The sequence below is a fragment of the Bacillus sp. B25(2016b) genome (genome assembly GCF_001679765.1).
In the GTDB taxonomy this organism is placed as follows: domain Bacteria; phylum Bacillota; class Bacilli; order Bacillales; family Bacillaceae_G; genus Bacillus_A; species Bacillus_A thuringiensis_K.
The window spans coordinates 1,561,144-1,583,485 of the sequence record NZ_CP016285.1 but is presented as its reverse complement, the minus strand read 5'-3'; the positions used below and the strand labels follow the sequence as shown (position 1 = coordinate 1,583,485).

The window sequence follows — 22,342 nt, the reverse complement described above, 5'->3', positions numbered from 1 at the left end:
TCACCATCTTATTGAAATACTTTCTTAAATTGTTTTCCTATTTCATCTTGCTCTTTCTCAACTGTTTTCCAATCAATATTTAATACTGGAATCTCTTCTACATTTGGTCTATTTTCAGCTTTTATATCTGTTCTACCCGGCAATAAATACGCTTTAGAAACTTGTTTTTGTACATCATCGGATAACAAATAATCAATAAACTCTTTTGCACCTTCAACATTTTTACTATCCTTCATAATCCCCGCTGCACGTGGGCTAATAACTGTTCCGCTTTTTGGATATACGATATCAACAGGTTCACCCTTTGCTTTTGCGCTATACGTCATATAATCAACACCCGCAATGACCATATCTTTCGCACCTGTTACAACTGGGTCTAACGCTTCCTGGTTTGCTCCTGCTACTGTAACTTCATTTTTCTTAAGCTGCTCAAATAAATTCCATCCATCTTGTCCATTCTTTTTCACGTATCCTGTTACAAAGTCTAAAGCTGAACCTGAAAGTGCTGGATCTGGAAGATTCACTTTCCCTTTCCATTCTCCTTTCGTTATATCGCTCCAATCTTCAGGCGCTGTCTTCACATTTTTTGTATTGTACACAATCCCTAATGCTGAAGCACTATACCCGAAATAATGTCCTTTATCATCTGACCATTCAGAACGCAGCTTATCAGCTTGTTTCGCCTCTTTATAAGCTAACGTTTGACCTTCTTTCTTTAATCCTTCCATCGCTGGTAAGGAAGCGAGTACGACAACGTCAACGACTGGATTTTTCTTTTCAGCTTCCATTCTCGCTAAAATTTTACCAGTTGTCCCTTGAAACATTTCCACCTTTATACCAGTTTTCTTTTCAAAGTCTTTTTGAATTTTTTCTGCTAATCCTTTTGGCCCTGCACTATATACAACAATTTTCTTTTCATTCGTATTTTCACTTTTTGCATCTGCATTACCTGTCTTTGAACTACAACCTGTTACTACAGTAGAAAATAGTAAAGTACATACAAATAAAGACTTAAGCGAACTGAATTTCTTCATACGATTCTCCCCCTATATGATGAATACATTTTTTTGGCACATATAAAGATACTGGTTTCCCGATGCTTAGCTTACTATTGTGATAGGCTGTCCAGATGCCTAAAGTCCCCATATTTACTTTCACTTCATAACGTTCTCCTACATATATAACGTGCTGAATTTCACCTGTATACATTTCGCACACATCATTTTTTGTCCAACTCACATGCTCTGGACGAATCATTTTTTCACCCTCTACAAGCCAATTCGCCTTACCAACAAATTTGGCAACAAATTCATGAGACGGTTTCACATAAATATCTTCCGGTGTTCCTTTTTGTAATACTTCTCCTTGTTTCATGACAATAATTTGGTCTGACATTGACATTGCTTCTGTTTGATCGTGAGTGACATACAGTGCAGTTAAACCAATGGAATGAACGATATCCATAAGCTCTATTCTCATTTCTTCTCGCAAAATTGCATCGAGTGCACTTAGCGGTTCATCAAACAAAATAAAATGAGGTTTTGTTACAATTGCTCTAGCGAATGCGACACGTTGTTGCTGTCCACCAGAAAGTTCATGTGGATACCTTTTCTCCATACCTTGCAGGCGAACTCGCTTTATCGCATCCTCTACTTTTTCTCGTAAATGATTCGTTTGTTTTGTAGCCCTTAAACCAAATGCAACATTTTCAAAAACAGTCATGTGCGGCCATAAAGCAAAATCTTGAAATACCATACCGATATTCCGTTCATGAGGAGATGTCTTTATCTTTTTTGTAGCAGAATACATGCACTGCTCTCCAAAATATATTTCTCCCTTATCTGGGTCTTCAAGTCCTGCTATCATTCTAAGTAAAGTCGTTTTCCCACATCCTGAAGGTCCTAAAAGTGTAGTGAATTCCCCTTGTTTCATTACAATCTGCAATGGCTTTAACGCTTGTGTTTTTCCAAATGTTTTTTCTAATCCACTAATTATAATATCCATCGTTTCACCTCTCTCCCCTCATTCTTAACCTGCTTTCATTCTATATGGAAGATTTATACTGAATGTTAATGGACTGTAAAGATTAAATTAAAAAACTTCTAATAAACTATTTATTTCTATAGATTTTTTCTATAGTTAAAATAAAAAGGCGGCAATTCATAATGAATCTCTTAAAATTAGAAATTGTAGTACTTATTAAGAAATACAAAAAGCTTACAATCGTTGCAGAAAAACTTGGCGTTAAACAACCAACTATTACATTTCATATAAAAAGCTTAGAAGAAGAACTCGGTGTGTCTTTATTCGAATTACGTTCTGGAAGGTATTTCTTAACAGAGGCTGGTGAGGCTTTGCACCATTATGCTTGTAAAATAGATGCACTTATGAAAGAAGCTAGACGTGTCACGCAAGAGTTTAAAGATTTTCATAAAGGTGCTATAACAATCGGCGCTAGTTATGTACCAGCGACTTATCTTTTGCCAGAAGTCGTTCATCAATTTCAATGTGAATTTCCCAATATAAAAATAACGCTACTAGTTAAAACAGCCCCTGAAATTCGAATGATGCTACAAAATCACGAAATCGATCTTGGGATAATTTCCGCTGCTCCATTTGATGAACCACTTTTAAAACAAACGAATATAATGCCCGATACACTTGTTCTTGCCTTTTCCAAAGAACATCATTTTTCAAAAAAAGACAATGTATCGTTACAAAATATAGAAAAGGAACGCATACTATTGCATCGTAACCCATCTACAACGAGAGATTTACTTACACAATGGACGTTAGCGCACAACATTACATTCCAATCAGAAATTGAATTAGATTCATTAGAAACGATGAAACAAATTTTAAAATATGGTAATGGAATTGCCTTGATTTCTAAACTTGCTATCGAACAAGAAATACAACGAAATGAGCTATGCTATATACCAATCCCTGAATTTGAATTTCAGCGTAATATTTATACGATTCATCATGAGGACAGATGGAATTCTAAAATCATTTCTTTTTTACTACAGAGCATCACTTCATTTGCAACAAAAAATTAAAAGGCTGTCGTTATGCACGACAGCCTTTTAAACTATAAATCTATTTATTTTTCTTTGCCTCAATTTTTGCTTGCGCCTCTTCAGCCTTATCTAATGCTTCTGATACTTTCTTCTCTTTTTCTTTCACTTCATCTATACTATCGACAGCTTTAATAATTTTATCGATTCCTTCTTCTTCTACCTTTCTACGCTTTGCCACTCTTTCATTTACTTTCTCTTCCACATCTTTTGCTTTTTGAAGCATATTCTCTGCATTTGATGTTACAGCTTTTTCAAGTGCATCGTCTTTTTTCATTTGTAACACTTCATTTGCAATGTCTTTCGCTTCTAAATACTTACCGTCTTTTAATGCTGTTGCTCCGTGATCCATTTTCTCGGCCATTTCTTTATATGATTTCGCTTCATTCCCGGACTTCTCTTTTTCTGCTTTTTCAAACCACATTGCTGCATCACTATATTTTTCATCTTTCAATGATTGCATACCTGTTTCAATATATGTGTCATAATTGCTACATCCAGCCATCACGACTAACAGAAAAAGCATAACAAAACTTAATTTTTTCATGCTGTTGTCTCCTTTTCTTTGCAAGCTCACTTTACTTTAACATACATGAAAAAGAGTTTCAAAAACTAAAATACTAATTTAGTCATTTTTATAATGATAAGTCAAATTTTTATTATTTTCTTATTTTTAAGCGGACACATCTAGTTGTTTTTTCGCCATATGTTGCTTTACTCCAACTAATACAACTAACAATAAACCTCCACCTATTGTCATCATAACAATGCTAGTTGGCAACATATCTAATAGTAGTCCATATACAATCATACCAAGTGGTGCGATTGCAGTCGCAATTGTTTCAAGTAGGCCAAACACACGCCCTAGGTAGCTCGGATCTGTCGTTTTTTGCATATGTACTTGCATTGGAATGTTTACAATCATAATTGCTATACCAGTTAACATCATAAAAGCAATATAGTAAATAAAACTTGCTACTTTTGGAATGATAACTAACAACGGAAAGACTGTACATAGACTTAAACCTGCAAACAAAAACAGTCCAGTATAAATAGAACGAAACGGATTATTCACTTCTTTACGCACTGATAAAGCAATCGCTCCCATTAGCATCCCGACTGCTAACATTCCCTCTACAGTACCGAGTTGCTTTGAAGATAAATGCAATGTATGGACGATAATATATGGAAGTGCAACTGTTAGACCACACGCAAAAAAGTTTACCCACAATGCTATTTTTATTAAACCATATATTTCACGTTGTCTTTTTACATATAAAAAACCTTCTTTTATACTCGTCAAGAAATGCTCTGTACTCTCAGCCACTTCTTTTTTATATAAATCAAATACGATAAATAATTGCAAAATAACCGCTAAACAGAACGTAATACTATTTAATAGGAAAAACGATTTAATTGAAAAGAAACCATATACAACTCCGCCAATAATCGGCCCTAAAATATTTGATAAAGAAGCCGCCGTTTGATTTAAAGCACTCGCCTTTTGAATACGTCCTTCATCTACTAAACTCGGAATAGACGAAGTTAATGCAACGGAATAAAAACTTGCACAAATTGATAATAATGCTGCTGAAATATAAATAAAAAGAAGTGATGGTCCAAATATAGTAGCAAGAATAAACATACTAAGCATCGTTAAACTACTTAATAAATCAGTACCAATGACAAGCCATTTTCGGTTCACACGGTCTGCTACAGCACCAGCAATTGGGCCACAGATCATCCTTGGAAGTGATCCGCAAACGAGCGTAGTTGCAAACCCCATCCCTGAACCAGTAGTCTTTAATACATATAACCCCATTGCGAACGTATAAATACCTGCGCCTAATAAAGACGTCATTTTTCCAATCATCATTAAAATGATATTTCTCGTTGCAATCTTCATTCTTGAATCATGTTGTTCTATACTTATATCTTCCATTTTTGACTCTCTCCCCTTAAAAGTTAAATTGTGTTAAACTTATTATATAATCAACTTTCCAATTTTCACAACAAAAAGTTAAATACAATTAAACTTTTTAAATATAAAGGAGCAACAATATGGCAACTCTCGGTGAAAAAATTAAAGCATTACGAAAAGAAAAAAAGCTTACACAAACAGCACTGGCAGGTTCGGAACTGACAAAAAGTATGCTTAGTCAAATTGAAAATGGAAAAGCTACACCTTCTATGAAAACATTACAATATATTGCGGAAAAACTTGAATGTGAAACGAGCTTTTTATTAGAAGAAGATGAAGATGAAATTGTGGAACTCATTCAAAAAATGGAGCCATTAATAAAATCAAATAAATGCGATGAAGTATACAAGACTTTACTACCTATCGTTCAAAAAGAACTACCCCTTACTTTAAACACAGCACGTTTATATAAACAGTTCATAACTGGAGCGGCCATTATGAACGATTATCATATTGAATATTACGTTGAAACTGCTGTTTCTATATTTGAAAAATATACTTTATATCGAGAAAGTACTGAAACGAAACTACTGTTTTACTATATGCTCTTCAAACGTAAAAAATATAAAGAATGTTTACAGATGATTGCTACAATTCGTGATGAATATAAAGCAAAGAATTTAGAAATGGATCTCATTACACATATACAATTATACTTAAAAGAAGCCATTATTTTACTCGCATACGGCAATTATGAAAAATGTGAAAAAGTCATTTTAGATGCACTTGCATTTTCAAAAAAACATCAAGTGTATTATAAAACAGATGAATTTTATCGCATTTTATCTTACCAAAAAGTCATTACAGCTGATAAAGAACAGTATTTATATTACATAAAAAAATCGGAGCAATTTGCCATTTTTACAGAAGATATTCTATCCATTGCGATTATTGATATTTTAAAAGCTTACTACTACAACACAATTACTAATGAATATACAATCGCATTAGAACATCTAGAACAATTCCGAGAAAAACTAAAAGATGAACCAATCTTTCAAGACGATGGATTATATTATCTTGAAAAAGGAAAATCTTTGTATGGCTTAAAACGTTATAAGGAAGCTTTGGTAATATTAAAACACGCTACCATACCAGATTATATGAGTCATCCACTTGATCAATCGTGGGTATTAACAGCTGGGTCTTATCGTGCCCTGTGTCATATAAAACTTCAAGATAAACCAGCTGCTCTGAAAGAAGCAAAAGAAGCAGTTCAAACGATAGATGGTTATCCTGATTCCATCTTTTCTTCATTTATTAAAGAAACATTACAAATAATACAAAAACTTTAAGAATGTCTCTAAATGGTATATTATTCCTCTTTTTTAGCAAAGATAATAATGATGGGAGGAATATAAATGAATATACAACGTGCAAAAGAGCTTTCTGTGTCAGCAGAGCAAGCTAATGTTAGTTTTCAAGGCATGCCTGTTATGATTCAACACGTCGATGAAAGCAATGAAACCGCCCGCATATATGAAGTAAAAAACCCAGGACGCGAATTAACTGTTCCAGTTAATAGCTTAGAGGAAATATAAGAAATGCCACTTCTCTTTTGAAGTGGCATTTGTCTTCTTTCAGATTACTTATTATAAATTTCTTCAACCCTTTATTTTACATGAGCTGAAAAAATAAGAATTTTCTACTTCTTTTCTTTTTGTGACCTGCTAAAATACAAACTATGGATTAATTATTCGTACTATACATTAAGGAGGAAAAATAATGGCATCTACTTTAGAAAAAAACAAGCCTTATTATGCAGTTATATTCACTTCTAATTTATCAAATGATACAACAGACTATAATACCGTTGCCGAAGAAATGGAGAAACTTGCAAAGCAACAACCTGGATTTTTAGGTGTAGAAAGTGCAAGAGGTAATTCTGGACTCGGAATAACAATTTCTTATTGGCAATCACTTGATGCGATTGAAAATTGGAAAAAGAACACCTTACATAAAGAAGCGAAAAAAAGAGGTCGTGAGCAATGGTATGAAAACTTCCACCTGCGTATTTGCCTTGTTGAGAAAGAATTTAAGTTTCAAAGAGGCACAATATAACTATGAAGGAAAAATTAGCTCTCGTTATTGTTCATGAAATATATGGTGTGAACGACCATATGCATCACGTTACCCAGCACTTTACTTCATCTCATATAGATGTATTCTGTCCTAATCTTCTACACTTACAACATGCATTTCATTATCGTGATGAAGAAAAGGCATATGAACATTTTGTAAATCATATTGGATTTGATGATGGAAAAAAGCAAATTGAAGAATTCATTTCTCATCTTTCTAGTAGTTATACACATATTGGACTTATCGGCTTTAGTGTTGGAGCTACCATCTCATGGCTATGTAGTAACAATCCGAAAATAAATTTTATTATCGGATGTTACGGTTCTCGTATACGCGACTATGTTCACATAAAGCCTACATGCGCTACACTACTTATATTCCCTGAAAAAGAAGCTAGTTTTTCAGTATCCTCTTTCATTCAAACATTGCAGCAACAGAATAACCCTTTATTAGAAATAAAACAACTACACGGTGAACATGGATTTCTAAATCCGTACACTGAAAAATATAACGAGCACTCTACAAAACAAGCATATAATGTAATAGATTCATTTCTTGTAAAAAACACTCTTATAAAGGAGATGTAAATGACATTTACATTACTCTTACTTATTTTCATATTCATTGCCTTTTTCTCAGTGCTAACTATCATTTTTATAACCGTAAAAAAAGGGAGATTTTTCAACCGCCCCTACTTACAATCTATTATCGTTTGCATTTTATTTTTTACTAATTGGATCTTATATGTAACAACTTTTTATTCGCTACTCCCCGAGAAAGTTAGTGAGTTCCTATTCCTACCCATTTGGTTTTTCCTTTGTATTTTAGGTTTTATAACTTTCTGGCGCGAATGGGGAAATAATCGTGTATTCTCAATATGTATTGGTTTTCTTTCCTTGACTAGTTTTTTATTTGGGTTATTGTTGTTAGTTCTTTCCGGGATGTAATAGAAGAAGGAAGAAAAGCCAACGTTCAACTTTTCTTCCTTCTATGTTTACCTTTAGTTTTCACTGTCACTGATTCACAAGGTGTATAATATATTTGAGGTGTCGCCTTATCAACAAACATCATAAACGTAACGAAACCGATAATAAAGAAAATAAACAACGTTAACAAAATTGCTCCTATCGTTAAAAGTATCATAACACCACCCCTATATTTTTCATGTTATTACACTTTTCGCTATGATATGAGTGTAATCCTTTTTAGAAAAGGAAACGTAACAAAATAATCACAATCACTCCCGTTAATACTGTACCTAATAAACTACGAGTATATATCGCTACAAGAAATGTTGGAATTGCTGCAATAAGATAATCCCACTGCATCGTTTCATGCATAAATAAAACTTGCGCTAAAAGCGCTGCTAATATCGCAATTGGTATGTAATTTAACCATTTTAAACCCCAGTCAGGAATTTGTAGTTTGCTAAATACGAGTAGAGGTAAAATACGTGGCACGAGTGTAACAGCTCCTGCTGCTAGTAAAAGTAATAATACATCTAATCTCATTTCCATTTTTCAATCACCACTCCAATCGTCGCAGCTAGTAAGGTTGCGATAATAACCGCTATACTATCTGGCATAAATAGGTGTGCAACGTATGCGATAATAATCGCTACAATTGCAACACTTAAATGAATTGCTAGCTTCGGTTTACTACTTATGAGCTGAAGTACAAATAATCCGATAAACATCGCTGGTAATGCATAATCCATCCCGTATGTATGTGGATCTGGTATCCACTCCCCAAACAGACCACCAATAATAGTAGCAAGTATCCAATTTAAATACGCTGTTACGTTAAGCCCAATCATCCATCTTTCACCTAAATATCCTTTTTGCGCTGCATGCTGCACTGCAACGCCGAAAGTTTCATCTGTAATTTGAGAACCGATAATGACGTTTTTTAATAGAGGTAGTTTCGTAAAGTACGGTGCGAGGGCAGCACTCATTAATAAATGGCGTAAATTAACAAAAAATACAGTAAAAATAATTGCGGAAGCAGGAGCACCGGCTGCATACATACCAGCTAATATAAACTGAGCAGAACCTGCATAAATTAAAGCGGACATAAATGCAATTTCAATGATAGAAAAACCTGCAGTTTTTGCAATTACACCAGCTGCTATACCGATGCTCAAGTAACCAAACACAGTTGGTAAACAATCTTTTACTCCTTGCTGAAATGTATCATCGCTCTGCAAAGCTACATGTGGCTGAGCTTTACTCATCCTTATCATCCTCCATTCCTTCTAAAGTTCGTTTTCCTGTTACGACATGAACTAGATCTATATTTTCACGCCATAACGTATCTAACTTATCAGCTCCAAATTCCTTCGTAATTTCTTCAACCATAATATCGTGCCGCACATACTCTGTAGCAACGAGAACTAGCGCTGGGTCATACGTTGTAACGGCCCATGAAGTGCTATCATTTGAGAATTTCGCAATTAATACTTCCTCTCCATCACGAGCAATAACAGTTAAATGACCACCCATTCTCTTTTCAACAACGTGGGGCGTCATATAATTATGGTGAAATGTCGCTCCTATTTTTGTTTCTGGAGCTCCAAATAAGATTGAAAATATATGTACGCCTTCCTCTTCCTTTTGATGAATGTATGGTTCAATTTCATGCACTTGATCTTCCCATAAAGAAACCCATAACTCTTCCTTAGCTCTACTAATTATATTGCATATTTCTTTCAAAACACGATCATTTGAACGAATATGCGAAATTACATCTATTTGTCTCTCTTGTTCTAAACAATTTAATTTCTGGTCTAAAAACTCAAAGGACTTTTCAAAGTCTTTTCGCATTCGATTCATTAATTCGGTAGCTGGTACTGGTACATATTTAACTGGTTCAGAAGGTACAATATGCACCGCTCCTTTATCCATTAACTTACCGAGTACCTCGTAAATCATAGAACGAGGTACTCCTGTTTGTTTACTCACTTCATAGCCTGTTACTGGGGAATGTTTTAGTAGTCCAATATACGCTTTACATTCATATTGGGAAAATCCTAACTTTTGTAATTCCTTTATAATTTCATCCATCGGTAACCCCTCACAATCTAAATCGCCCTTACTTCAAAACGACGATTTTGCTTCCCTTTACTTTTTACTTTATCAATAACAAGTGTTCCTATTTCACTCGTATTTTTCACATGTGTGCCTCCACAAGCTTGTTCGTCTAAATTTTCAATTGTAACAATGCGGATTTCTTGGATGGTAGTTGGCAGGAGATTTATTGCTGTTTTAATCATTCCTACAGCATTTTCTGCTTCTTCGCGGCTCATATAACGAGTGGAAATTTCTTTATTTTGCTTAATAAGTTTATTCACTTCCTCAACAATTTCTTCTACTTCCACGCTCGACAACTCTTGTAACTCATTAAAATCGATACGTGCTTTATCAGGATAAATTTGATTTCCGGTGCATAGAGCTCCATACTTTTCATAAACAACAGCTCCGATAAGATGCAGTAAAGAGTGATGACGCATTAAATTATGACGTCTTTCCCAATTTATCTCTAATTTAACTGGACCTAACTTTACTTGTGCTTCGTCTTTTATATAGTGAACTATTTCTCCTTGCTCCTTCTTTACTTTTTCAACTTCAAATACAGACCCATCTTGTACAATGACACCCGTATCACATTCCTGTCCTCCACCAGTTGGATAAAAAACTGTTTCTTTTACAAATACTTTATTCCCTTCTACTCTTATCACTTCTGTTTCGCAACTCGTTTTGTATGCATCTTCTAAATATAATGCCGTTGCCATACTCTCACCTCTTTAGTAGTTATAGTTATACCTACTAATATAAAAAAGAAGCTCCGTAAAGTCAATTGATAATTCTGAAATTTAAAATTAATAAAAGACTCCTTTATTAGGAGTCCACTATCTCAATATTTCATTCGCTTCTTTTTCATAAATTTTATCAAATGACGTCATAACACGCTGTGATGCTTGAATCATCTTTTGATCTGTCATAAGATCTGCCATCTCTTTCGTCATATCTACATTTGAATTTTCTAGCATATGATTTTTTACTATTCCTGTTCCGTTCGGTAAATTAGCAATGTTTCCTTCTGCTAGTGTAAAGCTTTTGTTTTCACGTTGCACGAGACGTGCATTCGTTTCTGCATCTACTGTTTTTGTTTGCAAACGACCAATATTATTTTGTGTTACTTCATCATATAATGTACCGTCTGCTTGTACAGCAACCTTTGCTCCTTCTGGAATACGAATACGCTCATTATTCTCTCCTATTACGAAAGCACCTGAAGATGTTTGTAAATATCGATCACTATTTAATGTGAAACTACCATCTCTCGTTAAAAACGTTTCATCATTTTTAGAAGTAACAAAAAATGATGTTGTGCCGGCCGCGCCGTCATCTAAAAAGAAATCTGTAGCGCTATTTGTCATTTGTATATTTCCTTGTACTAAATTCACATGCGTTGCAGCTGGTACTACAGCATAATCGACCGAACCGATATTTGTTACCGCCCCATCTCCGCGGCGATATGTGTCTTGTACATCAAATACTTTAGACGTCATATTTTCTGCTTTAAATCCTGTCGTTTGAGCATTTGCAACGTTATTCGAATGAACATTAATGCGCTGCATGTAATTCATCATGCCCATAGAACCTATATAAAGACCGTTCATATTCGTTTGAATAAGGCAAGCGCCTTATTCTTCACCTCTTTTCTACGATGTTTGTAACATTTGTTTTGCTAAATGTTCAGCTGTAGCGATATGTATATTTTTCTTTATGTCTTGGCCATCTGTCATTAATACAATAGGAGCTGATGATACTGCTGGAATTTTCAACAATTCGCCACTACTTGCTGTTTCATCAAATTTCGTAAACACAATACCATCTATATGAATATCTTTAAAGTTTGTAATGATTTCAATCATATCTTTACTTTTCATAGAAGCTGATAACGTTAAACAAATATAATCTGGTTCTACTTGTCCCATCGTTTCAATCATTTCTTCCACTGTTTCTGACGTACGGTAATTTTTTCCGGCTGTATCAATTAAAATATAATCGACGCGTGCTTCTTCTTTAAAATACGTAAGCGCTCTTGTCATTGCAGCTTCATCACGCACAGCAATTACTTCAGATCCAATTGTCTTTACGTTATCTTGCAATTGCTGCACTGTCCCTATGCGCGAATGATCGGTCGTTATAAAACCAACTGTTTTTTTCTTACCGTGAAATTGCCATGCCATTTTCGCCAGTGTCGTCGTTTTACCAACGCCAGTTGGACCTATTAATGCAATTGTTTGTACTTCTTTTTCAAAGACGTTTTCCGTATTAAAATGAGATTTCATATCTTCCAATATGTACCTGATAACTTCTTCTTCCGTAATCATCGTTGCATTTTCAAACTTTATTTTTAACTTTTCAGCATATGCATGAATGAAATATTGTTCCACATCGTTTTGTTCTAGCATCCGAATTACTTTTTGAATAATAAACGGTACAGATTCTTGATTTTCTTTCTTTGGAGCTACTTCTTCTTTCTTTACTGGAACGACTTGTTTCACAACTTTTTTCTTTTTCGTTACTTCCGTTTCTTTCATCGGTTTCACAACGACGATTCCTTTTTCAAACAGCTTTAATAGTTTCTCTTTTTTTCTTGCCCATTCTTCACTATTTCCTGTTTGCATCGCCGCGTATGACATAGAAGTCGTTACGTTTTCTAAATTGTGCAGTACTGATTGAATTCCATTCGCCTTCACAATTTGTTCTGAAGGATCATTCACAACATCCATTAACTGTTCATGAAATTGAGCTGTACCTTCATTCACTTCTTCCTGTTTTTCTTCTGGAAAAGCAACTAACATTTCATAATCCTTTTTCCAAAAAAACGGTATATTTCGTTTTACACTTTCATCGACAACGTAATAATAATCTGTACCATATTGGTCAAATAACTTTCGATACAATTCATTTTTCGAAGCTGCTTTTATTCGCATTAACGCTTCTTTCTTTTCTGTACTTTCCATTACTTCACCCCCTACTATTCAATATAGGCAATTTGATCCACAACAATTTCTGGTGCTAATTCACTAATACAAAGTACTTGTGCTTCCACTTGATAACGTTCTAGCAGTCTTACAATCGCAAATCTAAAATCTTTTCTACGTGTTAATAACACTGGTTCTCTTCCCATTAAACGTGCTTGCTTAAAGACGCGCTGCACTTGCTCAACGACACGTGTTTCTAAATCTAAATCCCAGTTTAATAAGTAACCTTGATATGAATTATTCACAACATCCGCATCTAACTCAATTGAATCAGAGAAGAGCGCTGCGTATATTTTTCCGTCCGGATTTTTCGCATTTTCACAAATAACTTTTGAAATACATTCACGAACAAATGATGTTACACCATCAACGTGGTTTTGATAAATTTCTTTGCCGTCAATAATACCTTCAATAATTGTTGGTAAATCACGAATAGAAATACCTTCTTTTAGAAGTTGTTTAATAACATTTTGAACGAGTGATAAATCAATTTCTTTTTTCTTAATCTCTTCTAATAGAACGCCATTATCATTTTCAAGCGAGTTAATTAAGTCTTTTACATGTTGGCGCTGAATTAATTCGTGAAGATTACGTCTAACGACAACATCTAAATGTGTAATTAATATGCTAAGTGGCTCTAAAACTTGATAGCCTTTCATTTGTGCATCTTGCACCATATGCTCTAAAATCCAATATCCATCTTCACCGAAAATTGGATCTTTCGCTGGCTCTGCATCTAAATCAGCCATTACATTTGGTGTTTTCAATGCTAATAAATAACCTGATTTTAAAACACCTTCAGCCGCCTTCGCACCTTTAATTCGAATAATGTAACGTCCGCGTGGTCTAAAGCTCGTATTATCTTTAAAATTAATTCCAGGAACATTAATACCAAGGTCAGTAATAATTGACTTCCTCATAAGAACAACTTTATCACGGGCTGTTTCCCCGTTAATTTTCTGCTTTACAAGTGCTGCTAAATCTAAACCGAGTTCTACTATAATTGGATATTTGTCCGTAAATACTCCGAATGAATCTTCCACTTGTTGCAGTTGCTCATCTTCGCCTTGGATCATTTCTATTTCTTTTTGAAGCTCGTCTTCTTTTTCTTTCTTTATTCGATTTTTATTACGAATTCCTAAGAAGATAATTGTTCCGCCAACGAGTGCGAATGGTAGAAACGGTAGCGGAGTAAAAATACCCATTGCGATAAATAAACCACCGAGCGCATATACAACGACTTCATGCGCTAATAACTCTTTAAAGATACCTTCTGTTACTGTATCCGGTGAACCGTCAAATACACGCGTTACGATAATACCAGTTGAAATCGCAAGCATAAGCGATCCAATTTGGTTTACGATTCCGTCACCGACAGTTAACTGTGTATAATGAAGAGCCGCATCCGCAAAGCTCATCCCTTGCTGCATCATTCCGACAATTAAACCGAAAATAATGTTTACGAATAAAATGACAATCCCGAAAATAACGTCCCCTTTAATGAACTTTCCGGCACCATCCATCGCCCCGTAAAACTCTGTTTCCATATTTAATTTTTTTCGTTTTGCTTGTGCATCTTTTTCTGAAATAATACGCTGGTTTAAATCAGCATCGATAGACATTTGTTTCCCTGGTAAAGAATCAAGTGTAAAACGAGCTGCAACTTCAGCTGTACGAGACGCACCGTTTGCAACAATAAACTGGAATATGATTAATACTGTAAAAATAACGATACCAATTAATAAGTTTCCGCCAATTACGAACTGGCCGAACTCTTCAATAACATGACCTGCATTTCCATCTGTCAAAATCGCTCGCGTCGTCGAAACGTTAATCGATACGCGGAAAATCCCGATTAATAACAGCATCGTTGGAAATGACTTTAATTCATCCCACTCGTTAATACTTGTCGCTCGCATATAAATAAGCACTGACATACTTAGTAGAAAAACGATAATAATATCAAGTATAAATGGTGGAAGTGGAATTAAGAGCGCCACTACGAATGACGCTGCTAAAAAGATAGAAAAATAGGTTCTTGCAGAATCTATCTTAAACAAAGAGATCTCCTCCAAACGCGCTATTATACTTCAAGTTCATTCGTCTGAATTAAATAGCGCATAACTTCAATTACAGCTACATATAAATCTTCTGGAATCGTCTCATCTTCCTCGACTTGATAATATAAAGAACGAGCAAGCGGACGGTTTTCCACCATTGGTATTTCTTGTTCACGGGCAAGCGTTCGTATATATAACGCGAGCTCATCTTCCCCTTTTGCAACGACAATTGGTGCTGCATCAACGTGTTTATTGTAACGAAGTACGACCGAAATATGAGTCGGGTTGTTTACAATAAACGTTGCGCCATCCATCTTCTTCGCAATTGTTCCTTGCAAGATTGCATGCATAAAGTTTTTTCGTTTCCCTTTTACTTGCGGGTCCCCTTCATTATCTTTATGCTCTTGTTTCACTTCTTCTTTTTTCATCTTAATATCTTGCTCGTACTCCCATTTTTGATAAATGAAATCAATAATAGAAAGAACGATTAAAATAATTAAAATTGCTAAGAAAATAAATTTAATTTGCCTAATAATTTCAGTAAGTGACGCAGTCCAGTTAAATCCAATCATGCTCACGATTTTCTCTAAATTCTTTTTAAAAAGAACGTAAGCGACGTAACCGATTAATCCCATATAAAACAGTGATTTCAAAATATCTACTAAACTTTTACGACTAAACAGTCTCGTGAAATAGTTTTTCGGATTAATACGTGATGTTTTCGGTTTAATGACTTTAGAAGAAAATAGGAACCCGACTTGAATCATATAATTGAATAAATGAAAAGCGTATACGAGTATTAATATCGGAGCCGATACTTTCAGTAATAAAATCCCCATTAAATAAAAATACTCGGTTGAATCTGTATTTTTTCCAATTTGATCAAACAGCACCGCTACGGAATTCGCAATCTCATATCCTAGCCAATCTCCGAAGAAATAAACGACAACTGCTAATACGAGAATGGAAAATAAATTATTTAAATCTTTACTCCGGGCAATATTCCCTTCTTCACGCGATTTTTTACGCTTCTGCGGGGTGGCCTTTTCTGTTTTATTATCCTTTGCCATGCGCGTCCCCCTACTTCGTTAAGAAAAAGTTAAATAGTTTCGTATACTCTTCAAGTAATACATCCGTCATATTTTTAAACACATAACCGAGCATCGGTACACTCATCGCAATAAACAAAATACCGCACGTAATTTTAATTACGTATGCATTCATAAAAACGTTTAATTGCGGAGCGTTTTTTGCAATTAAAATTAGAACAAAGTTAATGATGAATAAACTTCCCATAAGCGGAAGAGCAATTTCAACCGCTGATGTGATCGCAAATAATAGCGTTGCGAGTAGACTATCTAAAAAACTAGTCGTCAGCAATTTTGAAATCGCCTCTGTATATTGAAACGACTTTAAAATCGTGGCAACGAAATAATTAATGCCGCCAAGTGAAATAAAAATAATGAGGAAGAACATATCAAAAAGTGTTGAAAGTAAAGTAGACTGTGATCCTGCATTCACATCAAACAAACTCGCCTGTGATAAACCGATATCAAAGTCTAAAATATGTCCAGCCATTTTCGGAATGTTCCACAGCATTTCTACAATTTTTGAAAGAGATAATCCAATGACAATTTGCGTCGCTGCATAAGCAGCTACATCCCAAACCGTCTTTATATGAGAAACATCAACTTGATCGGCAACTGTAATCGACAGACCGAGCCCAAATGTAACCTTCGCCATAGCTGGAATAGATCGTCCTGAGAAAAACGGTAAAAAATATAAAAATGAAGTAATGCGGCAAAACGCAAAAAACGTCGCCGCCCATAATTCCATATTCATTTCAGTTCACCTATCTTAGTACGAACGCAATAGCGATGGGATTTTATCAAATAAATCTAAAATAAGCGTCGTTAACTCTTGGAACATCCACGGACCTAAAATGATAATAACGAGGACAATACTCGCCATTTTCGGTAAAAACGTCAGCGTTTGCTCTTGAATTTGCATCATCGCCATAATGACAGCGATGATAATAACGACAATCATACTTACGCCGGCAACCGGCATTAAAATCATAACCCCTTTATAAAAAAAGGTTTGAAAAATATCTATAATTGGTGACGTATTCATTTATATGACTCCTATCACATAGCATCAAACGCTTCAGGCGACCGTTTTAAACATAATGTCGACGATTTTTGTATATCCACCTAAATATACGAAAACGAGTATTTTAAACGGTAAACTTAAAATCATCGGCGGTACCATCATCATCCCGAGGTACATTAAAAGTGTACTAATAATCAAATCTATAAATACAAACGCTAAATAAATGAACATCCCTGTTAGTAAACCTTTTTGAATTTGCGTTAACGTAAAGGATGGTACGAGCGTAAATAGTGAAAGATCTTTCAAATCTTTCGGCAACTCTTCTCCGCGTACTTTCAGCATCATTTTTAAATCATGCTTATACGTATGCTTTGACATATATTCTTTCATAATAGGAGCTGTCGTTTCCGCAGCTTGACTTACTGTTATTTTCTCTTTCGTCATCGGATCCCACACATCGCTCTTCAGTTGCCCGAGTACAGGCTGCATCGTAAAGAGTGATAAAAATAATGCAAGTCCAACAAGCACTTGGTTTGGTGGTAAATTCATTACCCCAAGTCCTTGACGTGTAATCCCAAGAACGATCATAAAATAAGTAAAATGTGTAAATAATAGAACGATAGAAGAAGATAATGATAAAAGGGTAACGAGCGCAAATAGTTGTACACTTGAATTACTCGTAAACTCTTTTCCATTTTCGAAATTAATAAAACCGTTCGGGGCCGCATACGCTGGATTTACAAAAACAATTGAAAAAACGATAGAAAATACGAAAATAACGGCTAATAATGATAACTGTTTCTTTATTCTCATGATGGATCCTCTACTTTTTTCGTTTCAGTCTTTACCGCGTCTTCTAGTGCTTGTTGAAACTGATTTCCTGTTCCGGTTAATTGCACAGACTGCACACCGTTATTACTAATAACAGTGAACACTTGCTTTCCGTCCACTTCAAATAAAAAGGCACTCGTTTGATGATTTAAATACACGCCGTCTTTTACTTGAATATATCCATTTTCACCCTGCTTAAAAAACTGCTGTTTGCGCGTCTTTTTCGTCATATAATATGCACCGTAACCGAGCGCACCAAACAGTAAAACGACTTGAAATAAGGTCGTCATATACGACATATGACTCCTCCTCTACTCTTTATCTTTCATTTGACTTTGCGCTTTCATAAGCGCCGCTTGTTTTTTATCAGCTTCAATTTCAGAAATGATAATACCGAATTTCTCGTCCATTACGATTGCTTCACCGATGCCGACTTTCATATTACTTAAATACACATCTACTTTATGTCCTAAGTTTTTCTCTACTTCAAGAACATCGCCAACTTTTAACTGCTTTACATCACCAAGCGTAATAGATGACTTTCCAAGCTTTACACCAAGTTCAATCGAAATATCTGAAACAGTATCGATATGTGCTTTACCTGCTTCATTTCGCTTTCCTGCAAAATCTTCTAATCCCATTAATGACACGGGAGATACTTCATGCTTCATATGGATCCTCCTACTCTACAAAACTTTTAAATAGGAGCGCCTTACGCGTTCCATCTTTTCCAATAAAACAATTAAATTTATGCTTTCCATCTACATAACCAAGTAATTCATCCGAAACTTTCGTATGAAGCGGAATAATATCGCCTTCTTCAATTTGTTCAATCTCACTCATTGTCATTTTCTGCTCACCAATTGCAACGTGAACAGGTTTGTACACTTGATTTACTTTCATTTCCACTTCAGACGTATACTTTTTACGCTTGTCTGAAGAATGTTCGACAATATTTTCAGACGTTAACTTATCCATAATTTCTTCAACAGATAAGAATGGAATTCCGATACGCACCGTCGTATTCCAAAAATCTGTTTTCATATTTACGTTAAGTAATGAAATGATATCGCTCGCTGTCGTAATCTTTAATGCATTCGGATCTGTTTCCGTCGTTACAAATTTCGGTTCAATCGCAACAACACTTTCAAATGATTGCTCTAAATTTTTACAAAGAAGCAAGAATATATTATCAAGCGTTAAAAACTCAAACGCTGTTAACGGTCTGCGCATCGTAAAGTTACGCTTACTATCTCCGCCAAGCCAACATTCATGAATATAAATAACGAATGCTAAATCAATCTCAATAACAATTTCTCCAAGCTCTGGTAAACCGAGATCAATTACGCAATATAAATAATAATCTTTCGGCATTTTCTCCACATATTCACTCGTAAATGGAACTTGCTCAACTGTTGAAGGTTCTAGTTCAATTGGAATACGCATACGCGCTGATAACGTCTGTGACGTCTGCTTTCCAAACGTAGAAGCAATCGCTTGCAAACTACGTAAATGCTCAACACCGAACTTCTCTGGTCTATTAAAATCATACTCTTGAAATTTCTCTTGCTTTCCTGCTTCTTGTGCGAAAGCTGGCATTTCCTCGCCTTCATTTACCGCCTTCAGCAGGGCATCAATTTGCTCTTGGCTTAATTTTTCGCCACTCATGACAATCCCCTTCCCTACCTTTTCAATTCAACGATTTCAACGTACATCTTTCCATTCTTCGTCAAAATCTTTCCGGTTCCAATCTCTTCATTCTCAAGCATAAGACGCACCGTATTTTTCGTTGAATTTTCAAGACGATACAATGTACCTTTCGTAATATGAAGCAGATCTTCAATTTTCTTTTTCGTATTTCCGATTTCAAAATAAATTGTTAACGGAATATCATCTTGTAATTTCAAATCTAGCCAACTCCCATATCATGTTCACGAAAATTTCATGTTCTCTCTATATATGAAACTTCTTATTTTGAAACGTCGATATTTAATATTTTTTTAATATATCCTTGCGTTTCTTTAAATGGCGGTACGCCTCCGTACTTTCTCACATTGCCAGGACCAGCATTATAAGAAGCAAGTGCCAATACTAAGTCGCCGTTATTTTTCTTTAAATAACCGCTTAACTCTTTCACGCCACCTTCAATACTTTCAGCTGGTGAAAAGGGATTCTTCACACCCATCTCCTTCACATTCGCTGGCATAAGCTGCATAAGACCCATCGCACCTGCATGTGACACCGTTTTCGGATTAAAATTAGACTCTACTTCAATCATTTTTTGAATTAACGTTTTCGGAATTCCATATGTACGACTTACATGATCAATAATATCCTCATACTTCCCTTCATTGGAATAACGTATTTTTTGAATATTATACTTCTTCGTTAATCCCCACGTATCAGCAGCCTCATTTTTCGTTTCTGGGAAACGTCGTTCAAACTCTTTTTGCGCAACTTGCACTTCATCTGCTTTCTTCGTTTCACCCTTTTCTTCGGGCTTACTTGCTTCATCTACTTTATTAATAGATTGTTCCCGCTTATTAACAACCGTTTCTATTTTCGTAGATTGTACCGGCTGACTCATATCTTCTACTTTTGCCGGTTGCGTAGTAGCCTTCGTCTCCTTCACAGGTTCACTCTGCAACTTTTCTTGAAAACGACTACTAACAAATGCTTGTGGACTACTTAGCTTTTGCTGAATTTGCCCTTTCTTATATGCAAGCACTTCTTTTACTATATTTCCAACTATCATAATATCACCTTTTCGGTAAACAAAGATAATCTAATATTAGAGTTTTTTTTTAAAGTTTGCAATAATCCTTTTAATAATTATGTAATAAAAAAATGAATATATTGTTAAACTGTTATTTTTTTATATTTATTAATTCGAATTTTTAGTTGACACCCGTTGTGGCAAGGATTACAATAAATCTCGAAATTGATTTTTTCGCATATTACCGTTTTTCAATTTGCAGAAAAGTCAATATAAAAAAATGGGGGTTTCTTAACATGAGAATTAATACAAACATTAACAGCATGCGTACTCAAGAGTACATGCGCCAAAACCAAGCTAAAATGAGCAACGCTATGGACCGTTTATCAAGCGGTAAACGTATCAACAACGCTTCTGACGATGCAGCAGGTCTTGCAATCGCAACTCGTATGCGTGCTCGTGAAAGTGGATTAGGAGTAGCAGCTAACAACACACAAGACGGTATTTCATTAATCCGTACTGCTGATTCAGCAATGAACTCAGTATCTAACATCTTACTTCGTATGCGTGACCTTGCAAACCAATCTGCAAATGGTACAAATACTAACGAAAACCAAGCTGCATTAAACAAAGAGTTTGATGCATTAAAAGAACAAATCGATTATATTTCTACAAACACTGAGTTCAATGATAAAAAATTATTAGATGGTTCAAATAAAACTATCGCAGTTCAAACATTAGATAATGCTGATACAAGTAAGCAAATTAACATCAACTTATCTAATGTTTCTACTAAAGAATTAGGACTTGATACTTTATCTATTGGAACTGAAAAAGTAGAAAAAACAGTATATGATGCAACTACAAAAGCATTTGCTGATCTTGGAGCAAAAACAGGTGCTGATAAAGCAGCATTTGCTGCAGATGTAACTGCTGCTATGAAAGAATTCGATAAGGTTAAACCATTCATGTCTGCAGACGATGTAAAGAAAATTGAAACGAAACTTGAAGATTACAATAAAGCAAATGATGCTGGTGCACAAGCTGCTGCACAAGCACTTGGTAAAGAATTTGCTACATTAACAAAACTTGAGACTACAGATCTTAAAGCTAATGCTTCTGGTGCAATCGCATCTATCGATACAGCATTAAAAAATATTGCTTCTAACCGTGCAACTCTAGGTGCTACATTAAACCGTCTAGACTTTAACGTAAACAACCTGAAGAGCCAATCTTCTTCTATGGCTTCAGCTGCTTCTCAAATCGAAGACGCTGACATGGCGAAAGAAATGTCTGAAATGACTAAGTTCAAAATCTTGAACGAAGCTGGAATCAGCATGCTTTCTCAAGCAAACCAAACTCCACAAATGGTTTCTAAATTATTACAATAAGCCATTTGAGTTAGTTTCCTGAATAAACCTCTCTGCT

At 35.2% G+C, this 22,342-nt stretch carries 28 protein-coding genes; 7 read left to right on the top strand and 21 right to left on the bottom strand.

All coding sequences use genetic code 11. From position 1 onward, the window contains the following. Nucleotides 1–8: 8 nt before the first annotated feature. Nucleotides 9–1,034 (bottom strand): ABC transporter substrate-binding protein, encoded by a 1,026-nt coding sequence (locus BAQ53_RS08205; RefSeq protein ID WP_000714713.1) that lies wholly within the window; start codon nucleotides 1,032–1,034, stop codon nucleotides 9–11. Beyond that, on the bottom strand, nucleotides 1,012–2,004 hold the full coding sequence (locus BAQ53_RS08200) for an ABC transporter ATP-binding protein (RefSeq protein ID WP_000351365.1): 993 nt from the start codon (nucleotides 2,002–2,004) through the stop codon (nucleotides 1,012–1,014). Before BAQ53_RS08200 ends, BAQ53_RS08205 begins: the two co-directional genes overlap by 23 nt. Before the next feature lie 161 nt (nucleotides 2,005–2,165). On the opposite strand from BAQ53_RS08200, the gene BAQ53_RS08195 reads away from it, so the two are divergent. Continuing rightward, nucleotides 2,166–3,059, top strand: coding sequence for a LysR family transcriptional regulator (locus BAQ53_RS08195; RefSeq protein ID WP_001050613.1), 894 nt, complete (start codon nucleotides 2,166–2,168; stop codon nucleotides 3,057–3,059). A gap of 40 nt (nucleotides 3,060–3,099) precedes the next feature. Here BAQ53_RS08195 and BAQ53_RS08190 read toward each other — a convergent pair whose 3' ends face one another. Together BAQ53_RS08190 and BAQ53_RS08185 are read right to left on the bottom strand one after the other, a co-directional pair. Continuing rightward, nucleotides 3,100–3,624: a COG3014 family protein gene (locus BAQ53_RS08190; protein WP_000736424.1), complete on the bottom strand. Its 525-nt coding sequence runs from the start codon at nucleotides 3,622–3,624 to the stop codon at nucleotides 3,100–3,102. A gap of 126 nt (nucleotides 3,625–3,750) precedes the next feature. After that, nucleotides 3,751–5,019, bottom strand: coding sequence for an MFS transporter (locus BAQ53_RS08185; RefSeq protein WP_208906692.1), 1,269 nt, complete (start codon nucleotides 5,017–5,019; stop codon nucleotides 3,751–3,753). Nucleotides 5,020–5,138: 119 nt separating this feature from the next. Here BAQ53_RS08185 and BAQ53_RS08180 point away from each other — a divergent pair, with 119 nt between their 5' ends. From BAQ53_RS08180 to BAQ53_RS26190, 5 genes are all read left to right on the top strand, one after another. Then, nucleotides 5,139–6,353, top strand: a complete 1,215-nt coding sequence (locus BAQ53_RS08180) for a helix-turn-helix domain-containing protein (protein ID WP_208906691.1) — start codon at nucleotides 5,139–5,141, stop codon at nucleotides 6,351–6,353. A gap of 66 nt (nucleotides 6,354–6,419) precedes the next feature. Next, a complete protein-coding gene (locus BAQ53_RS08175; RefSeq protein ID WP_001025740.1) occupies nucleotides 6,420–6,599 on the top strand; it encodes an H-type small acid-soluble spore protein in 180 nt (59 codons plus the stop codon). Nucleotides 6,600–6,783: 184 nt separating this feature from the next. After that, nucleotides 6,784–7,119, top strand: a complete 336-nt coding sequence (locus tag BAQ53_RS08170; protein ID WP_208906690.1) for an antibiotic biosynthesis monooxygenase family protein — start codon at nucleotides 6,784–6,786, stop codon at nucleotides 7,117–7,119. 2 nt (nucleotides 7,120–7,121) lie between these two features. Continuing rightward, entirely contained in the window at nucleotides 7,122–7,727 is a 606-nt protein-coding gene (locus BAQ53_RS08165; protein WP_208906689.1) for a dienelactone hydrolase family protein, read from the top strand. After that, on the top strand, nucleotides 7,728–8,087 hold the full coding sequence (locus BAQ53_RS26190) for a hypothetical protein (protein WP_002163917.1): 360 nt from the start codon (nucleotides 7,728–7,730) through the stop codon (nucleotides 8,085–8,087). Between the two features lie 25 nt (nucleotides 8,088–8,112). On the opposite strand, the gene BAQ53_RS08160 is transcribed toward BAQ53_RS26190, so the two are convergent. The 17 genes from BAQ53_RS08160 to BAQ53_RS08080 form a co-directional block, all read right to left on the bottom strand. Beyond that, nucleotides 8,113–8,283, bottom strand: a complete 171-nt coding sequence (locus BAQ53_RS08160; protein WP_000602244.1) for a DUF3951 domain-containing protein — start codon at nucleotides 8,281–8,283, stop codon at nucleotides 8,113–8,115. A 62-nt stretch (nucleotides 8,284–8,345) separates the two neighbouring features. Next, nucleotides 8,346–8,657 (bottom strand): AzlD domain-containing protein, encoded by a 312-nt coding sequence (locus BAQ53_RS08155; RefSeq protein WP_000425943.1) that lies wholly within the window; start codon nucleotides 8,655–8,657, stop codon nucleotides 8,346–8,348. Then, the gene (locus tag BAQ53_RS08150; protein WP_208906688.1) at nucleotides 8,648–9,373 is read right to left on the bottom strand and encodes an AzlC family ABC transporter permease; all 726 of its coding nucleotides are present in this window, start codon (nucleotides 9,371–9,373) and stop codon (nucleotides 8,648–8,650) included. Before BAQ53_RS08150 ends, BAQ53_RS08155 begins: the two co-directional genes overlap by 10 nt. Next, a complete protein-coding gene (locus tag BAQ53_RS08145; RefSeq protein ID WP_061883970.1) occupies nucleotides 9,366–10,202 on the bottom strand; it encodes a TrmB family transcriptional regulator in 837 nt (278 codons plus the stop codon). The genes BAQ53_RS08150 and BAQ53_RS08145 overlap by 8 nt, the downstream gene beginning before the upstream one ends. A 17-nt stretch (nucleotides 10,203–10,219) precedes the next feature. Continuing rightward, on the bottom strand, nucleotides 10,220–10,930 hold the full coding sequence (locus BAQ53_RS08140; RefSeq protein WP_202822497.1) for an alanyl-tRNA editing protein: 711 nt from the start codon (nucleotides 10,928–10,930) through the stop codon (nucleotides 10,220–10,222). Nucleotides 10,931–11,047: 117 nt separating this feature from the next. Next, nucleotides 11,048–11,821, bottom strand: a complete 774-nt coding sequence (locus tag BAQ53_RS08135) for a flagellar basal-body rod protein FlgG (RefSeq protein ID WP_001013930.1) — start codon at nucleotides 11,819–11,821, stop codon at nucleotides 11,048–11,050. Between the two features lie 42 nt (nucleotides 11,822–11,863). Beyond that, nucleotides 11,864–13,174, bottom strand: a complete 1,311-nt coding sequence (gene flhF, locus BAQ53_RS08130) for a flagellar biosynthesis GTPase FlhF (RefSeq protein ID WP_000446169.1) — start codon at nucleotides 13,172–13,174, stop codon at nucleotides 11,864–11,866. A 14-nt stretch (nucleotides 13,175–13,188) separates the two neighbouring features. Continuing rightward, nucleotides 13,189–15,255: a flagellar biosynthesis protein FlhA gene (gene flhA / locus BAQ53_RS08125; protein WP_000472534.1), complete on the bottom strand. Its 2,067-nt coding sequence runs from the start codon at nucleotides 15,253–15,255 to the stop codon at nucleotides 13,189–13,191. Between the two features lie 23 nt (nucleotides 15,256–15,278). Beyond that, on the bottom strand, nucleotides 15,279–16,325 hold the full coding sequence (gene flhB / locus BAQ53_RS08120; RefSeq protein WP_208906687.1) for a flagellar type III secretion system protein FlhB: 1,047 nt from the start codon (nucleotides 16,323–16,325) through the stop codon (nucleotides 15,279–15,281). Nucleotides 16,326–16,335: 10 nt separating this feature from the next. Further along, nucleotides 16,336–17,097 (bottom strand): flagellar biosynthetic protein FliR, encoded by a 762-nt coding sequence (locus BAQ53_RS08115; RefSeq protein ID WP_001055706.1) that lies wholly within the window; start codon nucleotides 17,095–17,097, stop codon nucleotides 16,336–16,338. A 15-nt stretch (nucleotides 17,098–17,112) separates the two neighbouring features. Beyond that, a complete protein-coding gene (locus BAQ53_RS08110) occupies nucleotides 17,113–17,388 on the bottom strand; it encodes a flagellar biosynthetic protein FliQ (protein ID WP_001098085.1) in 276 nt (91 codons plus the stop codon). A gap of 33 nt (nucleotides 17,389–17,421) precedes the next feature. Continuing rightward, nucleotides 17,422–18,180, bottom strand: a complete 759-nt coding sequence (locus BAQ53_RS08105; RefSeq protein ID WP_001220587.1) for a flagellar type III secretion system pore protein FliP — start codon at nucleotides 18,178–18,180, stop codon at nucleotides 17,422–17,424. Beyond that, on the bottom strand, nucleotides 18,177–18,497 hold the full coding sequence (locus tag BAQ53_RS08100; protein ID WP_208906686.1) for a flagellar motor switch protein FliN: 321 nt from the start codon (nucleotides 18,495–18,497) through the stop codon (nucleotides 18,177–18,179). Before BAQ53_RS08100 ends, BAQ53_RS08105 begins: the two co-directional genes overlap by 4 nt. 12 nt (nucleotides 18,498–18,509) lie before the next feature. Next, a complete protein-coding gene (gene fliN / locus BAQ53_RS08095) occupies nucleotides 18,510–18,869 on the bottom strand; it encodes a flagellar motor switch protein FliN (protein WP_208906685.1) in 360 nt (119 codons plus the stop codon). Nucleotides 18,870–18,879: 10 nt separating this feature from the next. Beyond that, nucleotides 18,880–19,866, bottom strand: a complete 987-nt coding sequence (gene fliM / locus BAQ53_RS08090) for a flagellar motor switch protein FliM (RefSeq protein WP_000012356.1) — start codon at nucleotides 19,864–19,866, stop codon at nucleotides 18,880–18,882. A 14-nt stretch (nucleotides 19,867–19,880) separates the two neighbouring features. Continuing rightward, nucleotides 19,881–20,105 carry a flagellar motor switch protein FliN gene (locus tag BAQ53_RS08085; RefSeq protein WP_000775712.1) on the bottom strand — a complete coding sequence of 75 codons (225 nt, stop codon included), beginning with the start codon at nucleotides 20,103–20,105 and terminating at the stop codon, nucleotides 19,881–19,883. Nucleotides 20,106–20,167: 62 nt separating this feature from the next. Then, nucleotides 20,168–20,953 (bottom strand): lytic transglycosylase domain-containing protein, encoded by a 786-nt coding sequence (locus BAQ53_RS08080; protein WP_208906684.1) that lies wholly within the window; start codon nucleotides 20,951–20,953, stop codon nucleotides 20,168–20,170. A 257-nt stretch (nucleotides 20,954–21,210) separates the two neighbouring features. Here BAQ53_RS08080 and BAQ53_RS08075 point away from each other — a divergent pair, with 257 nt between their 5' ends. Continuing rightward, a complete protein-coding gene (locus tag BAQ53_RS08075; protein ID WP_078439636.1) occupies nucleotides 21,211–22,305 on the top strand; it encodes a flagellin N-terminal helical domain-containing protein in 1,095 nt (364 codons plus the stop codon). Nucleotides 22,306–22,342: the final 37 nt, after the last annotated feature.

Excerpts from the sequence above, each read along its gene's own strand:
- BAQ53_RS08205 (WP_000714713.1), bottom strand. The coding sequence starts at position 1,034 with ATGAAGAAATTCAGTTCGCTTAAGTCTTTATTTGTATGTACTTTACTA.
- BAQ53_RS08200 (WP_000351365.1), bottom strand. The coding sequence starts at position 2,004 with ATGGATATTATAATTAGTGGATTAGAAAAAACATTTGGAAAAACACAA.
- BAQ53_RS08195 (WP_001050613.1), top strand. The coding sequence starts at position 2,166 with ATGAATCTCTTAAAATTAGAAATTGTAGTACTTATTAAGAAATACAAA.
- BAQ53_RS08190 (WP_000736424.1), bottom strand. The coding sequence starts at position 3,624 with ATGAAAAAATTAAGTTTTGTTATGCTTTTTCTGTTAGTCGTGATGGCT.
- BAQ53_RS08185 (WP_208906692.1), bottom strand. The coding sequence starts at position 5,019 with ATGGAAGATATAAGTATAGAACAACATGATTCAAGAATGAAGATTGCA.
- BAQ53_RS08180 (WP_208906691.1), top strand. The coding sequence starts at position 5,139 with ATGGCAACTCTCGGTGAAAAAATTAAAGCATTACGAAAAGAAAAAAAG.
- BAQ53_RS08175 (WP_001025740.1), top strand. The coding sequence starts at position 6,420 with ATGAATATACAACGTGCAAAAGAGCTTTCTGTGTCAGCAGAGCAAGCT.
- BAQ53_RS08170 (WP_208906690.1), top strand. The coding sequence starts at position 6,784 with ATGGCATCTACTTTAGAAAAAAACAAGCCTTATTATGCAGTTATATTC.
- BAQ53_RS08165 (WP_208906689.1), top strand. The coding sequence starts at position 7,122 with ATGAAGGAAAAATTAGCTCTCGTTATTGTTCATGAAATATATGGTGTG.
- BAQ53_RS26190 (WP_002163917.1), top strand. The coding sequence starts at position 7,728 with ATGACATTTACATTACTCTTACTTATTTTCATATTCATTGCCTTTTTC.
- BAQ53_RS08160 (WP_000602244.1), bottom strand. The coding sequence starts at position 8,283 with ATGATACTTTTAACGATAGGAGCAATTTTGTTAACGTTGTTTATTTTC.
- BAQ53_RS08155 (WP_000425943.1), bottom strand. The coding sequence starts at position 8,657 with ATGGAAATGAGATTAGATGTATTATTACTTTTACTAGCAGCAGGAGCT.
- BAQ53_RS08150 (WP_208906688.1), bottom strand. The coding sequence starts at position 9,373 with ATGAGTAAAGCTCAGCCACATGTAGCTTTGCAGAGCGATGATACATTT.
- BAQ53_RS08145 (WP_061883970.1), bottom strand. The coding sequence starts at position 10,202 with ATGGATGAAATTATAAAGGAATTACAAAAGTTAGGATTTTCCCAATAT.
- BAQ53_RS08140 (WP_202822497.1), bottom strand. The coding sequence starts at position 10,930 with ATGGCAACGGCATTATATTTAGAAGATGCATACAAAACGAGTTGCGAA.
- BAQ53_RS08135 (WP_001013930.1), bottom strand. The coding sequence starts at position 11,821 with ATGAACGGTCTTTATATAGGTTCTATGGGCATGATGAATTACATGCAG.
- flhF (WP_000446169.1), bottom strand. The coding sequence starts at position 13,174 with ATGGAAAGTACAGAAAAGAAAGAAGCGTTAATGCGAATAAAAGCAGCT.
- flhB (WP_208906687.1), bottom strand. The coding sequence starts at position 16,325 with ATGGCAAAGGATAATAAAACAGAAAAGGCCACCCCGCAGAAGCGTAAA.
- BAQ53_RS08115 (WP_001055706.1), bottom strand. The coding sequence starts at position 17,097 with ATGAATATGGAATTATGGGCGGCGACGTTTTTTGCGTTTTGCCGCATT.
- BAQ53_RS08110 (WP_001098085.1), bottom strand. The coding sequence starts at position 17,388 with ATGAATACGTCACCAATTATAGATATTTTTCAAACCTTTTTTTATAAA.
- BAQ53_RS08105 (WP_001220587.1), bottom strand. The coding sequence starts at position 18,180 with ATGAGAATAAAGAAACAGTTATCATTATTAGCCGTTATTTTCGTATTT.
- BAQ53_RS08100 (WP_208906686.1), bottom strand. The coding sequence starts at position 18,497 with ATGTCGTATATGACGACCTTATTTCAAGTCGTTTTACTGTTTGGTGCG.
- fliN (WP_208906685.1), bottom strand. The coding sequence starts at position 18,869 with ATGAAGCATGAAGTATCTCCCGTGTCATTAATGGGATTAGAAGATTTT.
- fliM (WP_000012356.1), bottom strand. The coding sequence starts at position 19,866 with ATGAGTGGCGAAAAATTAAGCCAAGAGCAAATTGATGCCCTGCTGAAG.
- BAQ53_RS08080 (WP_208906684.1), bottom strand. The coding sequence starts at position 20,953 with ATGATAGTTGGAAATATAGTAAAAGAAGTGCTTGCATATAAGAAAGGG.
- BAQ53_RS08075 (WP_078439636.1), top strand. The coding sequence starts at position 21,211 with ATGAGAATTAATACAAACATTAACAGCATGCGTACTCAAGAGTACATG.